9 protein-coding genes are annotated in these 12,420 nt (G+C 42.8%); 4 read left to right on the top strand and 5 right to left on the bottom strand.

What is annotated here, in order from left to right; translation table 11 throughout:
- The 4 genes from K0B81_09185 to K0B81_09200 form a co-directional block, all read right to left on the bottom strand.
- Positions 1-345, bottom strand: a 345-nt coding sequence (locus K0B81_09185) for an ABC transporter ATP-binding protein (protein MBW6516768.1), incomplete at its 3' end; no start/stop codon positions are given.
- Between the two features lie 790 nt (positions 346-1,135).
- A complete protein-coding gene (locus tag K0B81_09190; GenBank protein ID MBW6516769.1) occupies positions 1,136-2,944 on the bottom strand; it encodes an ABC transporter ATP-binding protein/permease in 1,809 nt (602 codons plus the stop codon).
- Positions 2,945-3,089: 145 nt separating this feature from the next.
- Positions 3,090-3,398, bottom strand: a complete 309-nt coding sequence (locus tag K0B81_09195) for a hypothetical protein (GenBank protein ID MBW6516770.1) — start codon at positions 3,396-3,398, stop codon at positions 3,090-3,092.
- A 545-nt stretch (positions 3,399-3,943) separates the two neighbouring features.
- The gene (locus tag K0B81_09200) at positions 3,944-6,403 is read right to left on the bottom strand and encodes a T9SS type A sorting domain-containing protein (protein MBW6516771.1); all 2,460 of its coding nucleotides are present in this window, start codon (positions 6,401-6,403) and stop codon (positions 3,944-3,946) included.
- Positions 6,404-7,491: 1,088 nt separating this feature from the next.
- Between K0B81_09200 and K0B81_09205 the strand changes: the two genes are divergently transcribed.
- Both K0B81_09205 and K0B81_09210 read left to right on the top strand, forming a co-directional pair.
- Positions 7,492-7,821 carry a winged helix-turn-helix domain-containing protein gene (locus tag K0B81_09205; protein MBW6516772.1) on the top strand — a complete coding sequence of 110 codons (330 nt, stop codon included), beginning with the start codon at positions 7,492-7,494 and terminating at the stop codon, positions 7,819-7,821.
- Complete coding sequence (locus K0B81_09210) at positions 7,818-8,345, top strand: hypothetical protein (GenBank protein ID MBW6516773.1); 528 nt, start codon at positions 7,818-7,820, stop codon at positions 8,343-8,345. Before K0B81_09205 ends, K0B81_09210 begins: the two co-directional genes overlap by 4 nt.
- Before the next feature lie 127 nt (positions 8,346-8,472).
- Here the strand turns inward: K0B81_09210 and K0B81_09215 are convergent, their stop codons facing one another.
- Positions 8,473-8,664: a hypothetical protein gene (locus K0B81_09215; protein MBW6516774.1), complete on the bottom strand. Its 192-nt coding sequence runs from the start codon at positions 8,662-8,664 to the stop codon at positions 8,473-8,475.
- 396 nt (positions 8,665-9,060) lie between these two features.
- Between K0B81_09215 and K0B81_09220 the strand changes: the two genes are divergently transcribed.
- Complete coding sequence (locus K0B81_09220) at positions 9,061-11,091, top strand: T9SS type A sorting domain-containing protein (GenBank protein MBW6516775.1); 2,031 nt, start codon at positions 9,061-9,063, stop codon at positions 11,089-11,091.
- 187 nt (positions 11,092-11,278) lie between these two features.
- Complete coding sequence (locus K0B81_09225) at positions 11,279-12,064, top strand: GNAT family N-acetyltransferase (protein MBW6516776.1); 786 nt, start codon at positions 11,279-11,281, stop codon at positions 12,062-12,064.
- Positions 12,065-12,420: the final 356 nt, after the last annotated feature.

Below are 12,420 nucleotides of genomic sequence, written 5' to 3' on the forward strand. Positions count from 1 at the left end.
CTGCAACCGTTTATAGCATTTGCGTCTGAGATTAAAGTTCAGACCGGTCTCTATCTTACCGGCAACTGCTATAAGCAGCAACACGCCAAACGATTGAAACAGCACCAGCACGATATAAAAAAGACCAAACCAGAATAACCCCTGATATTCCTGAGGAACGATAAAATTATCAATTGCATAGCGGGTAAGAAGCGGTGTGATAGCATCAGCTCCTGCCAGAAAGAGCATTACCAGTCCGAGAAATATCATCAGACCATAATAACTTTTTGCCTCTCTGACTAAATTACCCCAGAGCTTCAGATTAATATTTTTCTGATATTGCTTATCTTCTATCCTATCCTGCATTCTCTTTTACCGTTATTTTTTCTAAACCTTTTTTTTCTTCATTTATCATCTCAAGCATTGTCAAGACATCCCATCTTTGCTTGCTACCTCATCCATGGTTTTTCCCTAATTGCAATCTTTTCTTCTTGCTAACTTTTCCGCTGGAGCGACTCAATCCTTTCTTCTTGCTTCTCCACTATTTAATCTTTCATTATTGTCACCCTGAGTGATTAGGCTTTTTTGCCTAATAGTATCGAAGAGCTGACATCATTTTTATCATTTGATACTCTTTCATTACCGGCTGAAGCCGGTGTTCCAATAACTTGCCATCCTTCAATTTGTTTTTTTCTAGTAACTAGTAGCTGGTAACTAGTAACTATTTTCTCTTCCTGCTATCCCTTCCGCTGGAGCATCTTTGTTAATCCTTTTTTTAATCAGTGTCCATCTGTGGTTAATCCCTGCTTCGCTTCAAATGGACTTGCTTCCTCTTCCGCTGGAGCGTCTCAATCTTTTCTCAGTGTTCTCTGTGTCCTCTGTGTCTCTGTGGCTCATTATATCTTCGAAGCTATCCTTCCAATGGACTCGCTATACTTCCTAGTTGGCTTCGCCGAGCTCGGAAGCAGCCACGAAGAAGCAATTTCCTCGGTTCGATACATTCTGCTGCCAGTTAAAGCAAGAAGCAGACAGCAGAACACTCAGGATGACACAGTTTTGTAATGTATCTATATTTTTTACTTTTTCTCTTGCTTCACTTCCGCTGGGGCATCTGTGTTAATCCTTTTTTATTCTGTGTGCATCCGTGGAAGTTTTTTCATCCTGCTTCCATCTCCAGCTGATGCTGAATACTCCAGATAGCACGATAATGCCCCTCCTGTTCGATCAATTCACTATGGGTGCCGCACTGCACGATCCTGCCATGTTCCAGCACAATAATCCTGTCGGCAATGGATAGCGAAGTGAAGCGATGAGTAATGATTATCGTCGTTGCTTTCCCTTTTCTACGTCTCAAATGCCCCTGAATTATCTTCTCTGTCTCCGAATCCACAGCACTTAGTGCATCATCCAGGATCAATATCGGCGGATCTAATATCAGAGCCCGGGCAATAGCAGTTCTCTGTCTCTGTCCCCCTGATAAGGTAATGCCCTTTTCGCCGACTATCGTCTCATATCCCCTTTCAAAGTCGGCAATAGTTTCTTTTAGTGCTGCCTCTTCCACAACCTGTTCGATTTGCTCCATTGAGGCATCTTTCACTGCCATCATGATATTCTCTTTCAATGTTCTCGAGTAGAGGAAGGGTTCCTGCAGAACTATTCCGATCTGGTGACGGATATCATGCCTTGCCATATCTTTCAGAGGAATACCGTCTATCCTGATCTCCCCTTCATCGTGATCAAACAGACGGGGGATCAGATGCACCAGAGTGGATTTGCCTGCTCCGGTAGCTCCGATAATGGCGATCGTCTCTCCCGGTTCTATGGTCAGATTGATATCTTTCAGGATGAGCTGACTTCCATCATATCTGAAGCTAACATTCTCAAATTCAATTTTACCCTGCAGCCGCAGCTCACGGGAAAATTCATATTTGCCGGAAAAATCTTCCTGCGCGAACTCTAAGATCTCTCTGATACGACGTAAGGATACGATCGCTCTCCCCATGTCTGTCAAAACTCGTCCCATTTCCCTGATCGGCCAGAGCATAGAGCCGGCATAGGTAATGAATACGACCAGGGTACCTAAAGTTATCGTTCCCCCGATCGCCAGATGGGTTCCGAATATCAGGACAATTGCTATCTGCAGCATGCTCAGCATATCAGATAAAGCCCAAAACCAAGCGAGAGTATAGATCAAACGATAACTCTTTTCCCGGTAAGCATCGGCAGATCTGTTGAAGCGTTCGATCTCGAAATTCTGTCTGGCAAAAGCCCTTACCACACGGATCCCGCTCATTGATTCTTCCAATACCGTGGTCAGATAACCCTCTTCTTCGTCTTGTGCCTTGAAGAGCACCTGGATCCTTTTATAGAAAAAGAAAGAGTAGGCAATGATAATGGGTACGGCGATCAGTGATACCAGAGCCATTTGCTTATTGAGAGAGAACATTATCGGAACGACTAAGGCGATCATCAGGATCCCTCTCCCGACCTGAACAAGCTGCATACCGAAAAATCTCCTCACAGTATCTACATCTGAGGTGCAACGCTGCACGATATCGCCTGTCTGTACCCGGCTATGCCAGGAAAAGGAGAGTTTCTGCAGATGGTCATAGAGCATATCCCTCAGCCGGCGGGAGAATTCTTCGGCACAGACAGCACTCAATCTTCCCCTTAAATAGGTGAAGGTATTCCCCAGCAGAGTCAGGATCAGTAGTGCCACTGAAGCCAGCCAGAGGTTTCTCAGAAGCAGCGGTACGGAGACAAAGCTCTCTGCCCAGCTGCTCAGCCCGAAAGGCAGATCTATCGGCTTCCCTCCCAGCACGGAGTCTATGGTAACTCTGATCACCAATGGTGCCATGAAATTGAAGAAGGTTGCCAGAGCGATCGATATGATCGCCAAAAGATATATCAGCTTCAGCCCCGACATTATCTCCCACACCATGCGGAATAAACTCTTTCTTGCCATCTTTTCTCTCTTAACTCTTTCTCTTCGCCCCTCGCTCTTCGCTCTTTGCCCTTTGCCCTTTGCTCTTCGCTCTTTGCCCTTTGCCCTTTGCTCTAAGCCCTAAGCCCTTCGCCCTTTGCTCTAAGCCCTAAGCCCTTCGCCCCTTTCAAAGATTACCGGATAAAAATTTCAAGACGGTTAACTTTGCAAGAAAAATCTCACTATCTGCACCATAGACTACAGATTGTATATTTATCACCCTGAGTAATTCTCGGTAAACTTCTTGCTTCTTCTGTCCGAGAATTGTATCGAAGGACGACATAATATAGCCTGCGACTTTAGTCGCAGGTAATGGGTCGGAGACCCATTGGGCGGCGGGCGGGTTTAGATCACCTGACCCTTCGATACGATCCGGCAAAAGAACCGGATCACTCAGGGTGACAGGTGAGAGTTTGATCAATCTGTTCCCAGACACTAAAGTGTCTTGCTATCATATTTCATACCCCTTTCGGGGCATGCAAAAAATTTGCTTAATATTACTCTACCGCAAGGCCTACAACCTAGCACCTAAAACCTAATAAATCCTTCCGCTGGTGCATCTGTGTTCATCCTTTTTTAATCTGTGTGTATCCGTGGTTAAATCCTTGCTTGGCTTCCGCTGGGGCGTCTCAATCTTTTCTCTGTGGCCTCTGTGTCTCCGTGGTTATATTAGCCTTTCCTGCTTGGCTCCGATAGCACCCTTTATGGGTGCCATATGATAGCCTGCGACTTTAGTCGCAGGTAATGGGTCGGAGACCCATTGGGTGGCGGGTGGGAATAGATCCATTCAATACCAGACACTTCAGTGTCTGGCTAACTTATTTCATACCCTATCGGGGCATGATTATTTATTATCCTTCTTTTTCCGTTTTTACCGTTTAATCCGCGTTCTATTCAAATAAAAGGGCGGTTCGTGAACCGCCCCTACAATATATTTTAGATCTTTTTAGTGGATAATCCCTGCTATCCTCCCGCAGGTTTTTATTTAACCAATGACATCTTCTTACTAAACTCCTGCTCTCCTGCTTTCATCAAAACAAAATAGATCCCGCTTCCGACAACTCTTCCCGTATCATCATCACCTTGCCAGACGACGGAATGATCTCCGGAGGACAAATTGCTCTTTAAGAGACTCTTTACCTTCTGACCTTTCACATTATAAATATCAATAACCACATTCTGCTCCTCAGCCAGTGAGAAATTGATCCTTGTTTCAGGGTTGAAGGGGTTAGGATATACAGACCCTAATCTCGTTACCGGATCAGGGAGAAGAACATCCTCTACATCCACAGAACTATGGAAAGTAGTCCGCGGATACCAGGGCACTATATTCCCTATTGGCGGGTTTCCGGGGTCAAGCACCTGGGAGTCAGAGGCGACAAAAACTCCTCTTTGTTCAGTACCGGAATGAATAACAAAGTTATCGTTTATGCTGAAGTACTCGGTATCCATCGGGCGGGAGACGAGCATTACAAGATTATCTCCTGTATAATCAAAGGGGGTTTGCAGCTGAAAATGAATGTCATTTGCTCCTGCAGGGAAGTTCATTGTACCATCGAAGACAAGTTGCAGTTCGGTAGAGGGGATCCAGCCGGCAGTCAGATCCGCCAGATCGGTATTACCCATCCAGATCTTAACCGGTTTATCGGTCAATGAAGTCTCAAAAATGTTATAAAAGGTCACTGCGCTGATCGGTCCTGCGAATGTACCGAACTCATCCTGATAGTAAATCACCTCATAGAGACTGTTCCGGTAATACATATCTATGGGATATCTGCCAGACCAGTCACCGATCCCTATTGTAACAGTACCGTCATCAGGATCGATATAATGCGCCTTGAAAAATCGATTCTGGTTCATGTTAAATATAATAAAAATATTGGGTGAATATGGTGCATCATCCAAGCTCCAATGGCTGAACACGTATCCACCGGCTGTTTGCGGTGCTGTAAGGGTTACTGAGGTCTGATCGAGGTAAGCCCTTTCAAAGTAAGTTATTCCATCACCATCTCCATATACATCGCTCGGCTCGACTGAAATATTAACTCCGCAACCGGGATCAACAGAGCCGACAGTGAGGATCATGTATTCTTCTTCAACTCGCCACTCAGCATCAAAATAAACGTCCAAATCGTCACTGCTGTAATATTGGCTCCAGGCAACCGCACATCCGACATCCCGTGTCGGGGTCGGTTTCACTATCATCCCCAATCTGCTGATCCCGAAGAGATCTGCAGCGGAGTCTTTTATCTGAACAGGATCTGTCCAGTTATTGAAATTATTACCGATCATCTTCCGTACCATTATCTCGCCGGGATACTTCGTATAGGCAACATAAACATCAGAACCGGCTGTCGTAGTTTTGTAAGAAGAAACATTCGGTGTTACTTCGTTGCTAGTGGAACTTGCCAGATATCCGGTAGTGAAATTAGCACCGGCATCAGAGGAGTAGGAAAAGTAAACATCGACATCGATAACTGAGTAATAATATTCATAAACGACTATGATCTTATTAGCGTCAATAATCCTGATCTCTGGTGCTCCGCAGTAAGCACCTCCCGGAGAAATGACTACCGGAGTACTCCAGGTATTTCCGAAATCGGTGGAGCGGGTGAACTTGATGACATTATAAGCACCGTCCCGGTCAACATAAGCAATTCCGGTTATATTTGCGAATTGATCGATCGAAGTGTAAAGAATTCCTTCACTTATAACGGTATTGATCGTAGCAATGTTTACGGGATCTGACCAGTTGGTTCCGTTATTCACTGAACGTTTGAAAACGAGATTTCTCGGATTGGATGAGGCTTCAACATAAGATACATAAAGGTATGTCATCGTCGGATACCATATAAAATCTGAAGTTACTGAAGGTGCCCGAAATTTGCCAACTCTAATATCGAGAGGGATCTGACCGGGTGAATTAAATGGTTCTGTCTCAAATCTTCTGAACATAATATCCCAGTCATTTTCGGTCCACTGGCTTACATAGGTCATACCTATGGCATCACTGCTGATAGGGACGATCTTCGGACTCAAAAAAGGCTGGGTTACCGACCCTTCAATAACTATCGTGTTTGGTGAACCGGAGGGCCAGTCATCTCCGTTCGTATTACTTCTCTTGATCACAATATCTTTTGGATATGGTGAAACATCCCACAATTCGGAAGCGATAAATATCCGGTCGGTATCGGAGAGGTCGTAACACATAGTCGGGTACAATTCAACTCGTGTACTGAACATTACCGGTACGTCTGATAACCATCTACCGTTATCCTTATCAGTATCTCGTTCATTTTCCATTGATCCCCGGGTAAGGAGCTGCGCCTGCTTCTCAATTATGACATCCCTGGTCCGGGTGGTCATCTTATCATCTCCAGCCAACAACGATACGGCGACAACACTAATTATTGCAGCCCACAAAAACACTTTTCGCAACATTGTAAATACCTCCTTAGTGATATTCAAAAGGTTTTCTTCAATAAAAGAAAGGGTTGTTTTTTTATACTCCGGTATGAGAGTTCTCTGATTGATAAAACAGGTCTATCAGGTCGTTATGAATGTTTCAGGTTCCGTGCCAGAAATGATCTATGCTGTATGCCTGTTGCAGGTTAAGATGCTGGATCCTTAAGAGGATTAGTCTATTGATATTTAAAGCAGAACTGTTCGCTTTTACAACTATTTTTCTGTATGCTCTCATTCAAATTCCTCTTTGTTTAAGGCAAAGAAATTACTTTTATTGTCAACAATTTTTCTTCCACATATCCTTTTTTCTTTTTTTTTGCCTTTGTTCATATCAAATCTCAGCTCCTGTCACCCTGAGTAATTCTCGGTAAACTTCTTGCTTATTCTTTCCGAGAATTGTATCGAAGGGCGACATAATATAGCCTGCGACTTTAGTCGCAGGTAATGGGTCGGAGACCCATTGGGCGGCGGGCGGGTTAAGATCTCATCTTATCCCAGACACTAAAGTGTCTGGCTATCATATTTCATACCCCTGCGGGGCATGATCTTTATAGCTTGCTCTGTCCCATTAAATAACCCGGAGCATAGCGAACCGAGGAAAACACTTCTTCGTGGCTGCTTCCGAGCTCGACGAAGTCAACACATTCGTTGGCTTCGTGGCTGCTTCCGATCCTTCGACAAGCTCAGGACAGGGTTGGCGAAGCCAACAAAAGGCGGCATAATATAGCTGCGACTTTAGTCTGCGTTTGTGTCACCCTGAGTGATTCTCGGTAAACTTCTTGCTTATTCTGTCCGAGAATTGTATCGAAGGGCGGCAACAGAATAAAAAGCAATAAATGTTAACCAAATAATCTTCCAGCTCCTGATACTCAAGTATCTGGCTATTTCTCATATATCGCTAACCTGGTATAGCCATTTCCGTCTCTCAAAAAAAATGATCTCCTTCAGATTTATCTACCCTCTTTATAGTATTTCATCTTACACTCTAAAAAAACCTTTACAAAATTATCTCCTCAATTATATTGTACCAATATAGGGTACATATGTACCAAGAAGGAGTACCAATGTTAGAAGCTTTGTTCTGTTCAATAACGAAAGAAAAAGTATTGTTATATATCTTATGTAGAAATGAAGGCTATCCCAGGGAGATAGCCAAGTTCTTTGGAATTCCACTCAATACTGTAGCTAAACAACTCAAGAAACTGGAAACAGACAATGTACTATATGCCCAAATGCAAGGTAAGACAAAGATTTACCGATTCAATCCACGTTTCCCGTTTCTGTTTGAGTTAAATAATCTCTTGGAAAAAGCATTAACTTTTTACCCACAAGATCTTCAGAAGCGACTACTATACAATAGACGCCGACCCCGCAGGAGTAATAAACCGCTATGAAAAAAGTCAGTGAAATGAATAGAATTGAACTGGGTGCTTTTGTTTGCAGCCACCTTGAAAAACATGGAATAGAAGTCACTCTGACAGGTGGCAGTTGTGTCAGCATTTATTCTAATGAGAGTTATGTCACTATGGATTTGGATTTCATAGAAAAAGATTCACCGAAACGGAGGATTCTGGCAGAATGTCTCTCTGAAATAGGTTTCTCTGAAGAACATAGATACTTTAAACATCCCGAAACAGAGTTTCTGATTGAGTTTCCTCGAGGTCCTTTAGCAGTTGGTGACGAACCTATTACTGATGTAATAACCATCAAGACCTTAACAGGTACTCTAAGAATTATCTCTCCGACTGAATGTGTCAAAGACCGCTTAGCAGCATACTTTTTCTGGAATGATCTGCAATGTTTGGATCAGGCAATTTTAGTGGCAAAACATAACAAAATAGATCTGAAAGAGGTAAAAAGATGGTCCGACAAACAGGGTGAAGTAGAAAAATTCGAGATATTTCATTCCAAACTCTAACAAACTTCTTTGTCTTCTCTCTCTTTCTTAACAATCTAAAAACTCACCTTTCATCTGTGTCCATCCGTGGTAAAATGCTTGCTGATTCTCCTAATGGACTTGCTTCTCCTCCCTTTGGCACTAATCACTACATAACTAATAACTCATTTCCTTCTTGCTTCACTTCCGCTGGGGCATCTGTGTTCATCCTTGCGTAAATGCTTGCTGATTCTCCCAATGGACTTGCTTCTCCTCCCGCAGGTATGGAGCTCCGCTCCATTTGGGCGGCGGGCGGGTTTAGATCATCTTTATCCCAGACACTGAAGTGTCTGGCTATCATATTTCATACCCCTAAGGGGCATGATAAAACCTATTCTATTGCTTGCTTCACTTCCGCTGGGGCATCTGTGTTCATCCTTTTTTAATCCGTGTCCATCCGTGGTAAAATGCTTGCTGATTCTCCCGCAGGTAATGGGTCGGAGACCCATTGGGCGACGGGCAGGTTTAGTTTTCTCTTCTATATCACAAAAAAGCAGTACAATCAATTTCTTGACAGACCCACCAAACAATTTTTATGAGAGGCAAACTCCAAAGTCCACAAAAATACATTAGACAGAGGTCCGGATGAAGTTTTTTTCTTATATCTCATGTTTGAAGATTATCGAAGTTACGAAAGCTATACATATAGATCACACAAAATATTCTGTTAACTCTATACTATGAGCAGGAGAAGATCATGAAGTCTATGATATTGATATTTATCGCGATAATAGCCAGCGCCTGTCTTATCGCACAAACGGCAATAGCCCCGTCAGTAGGAGACGGTACAATAAATGATCCCTATGAAATATCCACTTTAGAGAACCTATATTGGATAGCTGCAGACAATGATGTTGTTCCTGATCCCGATCAGGCTGCTCGCTGGTCAAGCCACTATATCCAGACAGCCAATATTGATGCATCAGATACAACAAACTGGTTTGACGAGCAGGGCTGGAGTCCGATAGGTTATCACTATACTGAAGACCTTGAATTCCCTTTCAGCGGTTCATACTCCGGCAGTAATTTCACAATAGACGGACTCTTTATAAACCGTCGGGTAACAAGCTCTATTGGTTTATTCGGTTTTACGAGTGGTGCGAGCTTAGAGAATATCGGCTTGACTAATGTCAGCATCATTGGCGGGACTAATGTTGGAGCTTTATCCGGGTATAATTTGGGCAGCATAACTATCAACGGATGTCACAGTAGTGGGAGTATAGAAGCCGAAATGATGCAGGGTAATGCCGGAGGGTTGATAGGTTATAATCTGAATTCTGATATCAGTGATTCTTTTAGTAATGCAAATGTTGATGGTATTCTTAATCTCGGGGGATTGATAGGAACGAGTATCGGATCTGCCATGGAAAACTGCTACAGCACCGGGAATATAGGTAATGAGATAAGCAGTTGGTGGAATGTTGGCGGCTTGGTGGGTGAGCAGTACTATTCGACTATAAATAACTGTTACACAACAGGGGAAATCCATAGTTCTAACGGGGCTGGCGGTTTAGTAGGGTTCCGTTACTTTTCGAGTATCGACAACAGCTATTCAACGGGAAATATATACGGATACTCCACCGGAACAGGTGGTTTGGTAGGCATCGATGTCGGTTCTTTTATTCATAACAGTTACAGCACGGCTAATATCGAGGGGCACTATTATGTCGGCGGTTTAGTCGGTTATCTGACATATTCACCACCCCAGAGAGATAACATGATCCATAATAAGATTTATGAGAATTTACCCCGTGATTATGATCATACCAAACGAAGAGAGAGAGATTATTTCAGCATATACAACAGTTACAGCAGTGGAGTTGTGAGAGGATTCTCTTATGTGGGTGGGTTATCCGGTTTCTTTACAGACTATGCAGTACTCAGCAAATCTTACAATACGGGTATGATCAATGGTTTTGGACATTATGTAGGAGGGTTGACAGGTACAAATCACAATAATTCGGTTATCAGCAATTCCTACAGTACGGGAGCAGTCTCTTCTTCTTCCGAGTTATGGAGTTGGGCAGGTGGACTGGTTGGTGAAAACTGGAATTCTACGATCAGTAACTGCTTCAGCACCGGCTCTGTTTATGGAAGTGAATGTACCGGCGGTCTGGCAGGAGAAAATGTTTCCGGGATCATTGAATACAGTTATGCGATCGGGAGCGTCAGCAGTAGCACCTCTCTTGTCGGTGGTTTGGTCGGATGCGGAGAGGGAGAAGATACGAGCAGCTACTGGAACATCGAGACTTCAGGTCAGACAGAAAGTTCGATGGGACAAGGAAGGACAACGGCTGAAATGACTTATCCTTACGCTGATAATACCTATGTAGATTGGGATTTTGAAGAAATATGGGCTGCTGATACTGATCATTCAATTAACGATGGTTATCCTTACTTACGAGAATCGACAGTTTCTGTCGATGATGATTATATCATTGTCATAGAACACCCCTCTCTTAATAACTACCCCAATCCCTTCAATCCGGAGACAACTATCAAGCTCAATTTGTCACAAGATGCGGATAGATTGGATTTGAAAATCTACAACATCCGGGGTCAGCTTGTCAGGACACTTATAGATGGAACCCCTTATCTCAGAGGAGAATATCAGATCGTCTGGGACGGCAGGAATGATCTCGGTCAACCTGTCACTTCCGGTATATATTTCTGCAGGATGACCACTCCGAACTATGAAAAAGTCAATAAGATGCTGCTGCTGAAATAGGAGTTGCCGATCAGAAGATACTTCCCGACCATGATGTACTCGCCGGAGCACCCATGGTTCGATTCATCAACGACCTGACTTCTCAGCTTGAGAAGGGGATCGATCCTGATCAAAATGAATTTTAATACATATTGTGAGTCATTCTTACAAAAAAAAGTAATATCCGCAGAAAGAGAGAGAATACAAGATGACAGTGAACAGGTCGATTAACTGGACAAAAAAAGCCATTGAATCTGAGATCGAATACACACTCGCCAGAGGAAGTGAAATAAGAGATTATGGAAATTTTACGCTTCTTGAGAATAAATACGTTAAATGGTCCGGTGACTTCAACCGAGTTGTCATGATCAAAGCTGATAGTGCCGGATCATTGAGCAACACCATCTCGGCAATTGAAGAACTTCATAAAACCAAAGGTCTTGAAGATCCTGTTTACATGGACTTTGATGAAACCTTTATCTTCAAAAACGAGTATTCGGAGATCATTGAGGACAAGGGATACTACCTGCAGCAGGAAGCTTTTCTGATCTCGCAAACAAAGGACTGTCAGCTTCCCGGTGGATTCAAATTCCTCCCGATGACCGATGAAGAAACGATTGCCTTGTTAAAGCAGGAGCAGATAGACGGCGGTTATTATCTTGAAGACGAATTCGAAACGATCGACAAGAAATTGCATCTGTTATTTACAAAAAAATTCAGACATTTCAGGATGACAATGAACGAAGAAACTGTCGGATCAGTTTACTTGGCATCTATGGATGATTATTGCAGGCTCTTTTCGGTAGCTATCAACGAAAACTTCAGGAACAGTGGCTACGGTAAAATGCTCATGGAATGCGTCAAATATCATGGGAAGCGATCAGACCGTTCATATATTCTGCTCAACTCACCTGCCAGAAATCTGGGTTTTTATGAAAAATGCGGTTTCAATACCTGCTCATACATTAACAGGCTCTGGAAAAAACAGAAGTAACCTCCCACATCTTCTCCAATCCATTGAAAGTACTTTATAACATTCTATGCAATTAATCTCCGATTGATAGTTTATATTCGAAAGAAAAATCAATTTGAGAATAACACATTGAACTAATTAATGAAAACGAGAACAATTGATTTCTGATACTGGTCTATTACAATAATCTTGAAATCATTTTAGAAATCCAAAATGTCTCAGGCTAAATGCTATTGATTCTATCTTTTTCTTCTTTGTTCTTTTATTAAGTTGTTTTCATATTTTTCTAGATTACTATTTACTTTTGTACTCTCATTTTGAATGTCAGCTATTTTGGACTGTACTCTAACTAAATCGTTTTTCAATCTTTGAATCTG

The sequence above is a fragment of the Candidatus Cloacimonadota bacterium genome (assembly GCA_019429305.1).
GTDB lineage: Bacteria > Cloacimonadota > Cloacimonadia > Cloacimonadales > JAJBBL01 > JAHYIR01.

What these genes read in the sequence shown, in the direction of transcription:
- K0B81_09215 (MBW6516774.1), bottom strand. Translation starts at nt 8,664, where the DNA reads ATGATAGCCAGACACTTCAGTGTCTGGGATAAAGATGATCTAAACCCG.
- K0B81_09205 (MBW6516772.1), top strand. Translation starts at nt 7,492, where the DNA reads ATGTTAGAAGCTTTGTTCTGTTCAATAACGAAAGAAAAAGTATTGTTA.
- K0B81_09210 (MBW6516773.1), top strand. Translation starts at nt 7,818, where the DNA reads ATGAAAAAAGTCAGTGAAATGAATAGAATTGAACTGGGTGCTTTTGTT.
- K0B81_09220 (MBW6516775.1), top strand. Translation starts at nt 9,061, where the DNA reads ATGAAGTCTATGATATTGATATTTATCGCGATAATAGCCAGCGCCTGT.
- K0B81_09200 (MBW6516771.1), bottom strand. Translation starts at nt 6,403, where the DNA reads ATGTTGCGAAAAGTGTTTTTGTGGGCTGCAATAATTAGTGTTGTCGCC.
- K0B81_09225 (MBW6516776.1), top strand. Translation starts at nt 11,279, where the DNA reads ATGACAGTGAACAGGTCGATTAACTGGACAAAAAAAGCCATTGAATCT.
- K0B81_09190 (MBW6516769.1), bottom strand. Translation starts at nt 2,944, where the DNA reads ATGGCAAGAAAGAGTTTATTCCGCATGGTGTGGGAGATAATGTCGGGG.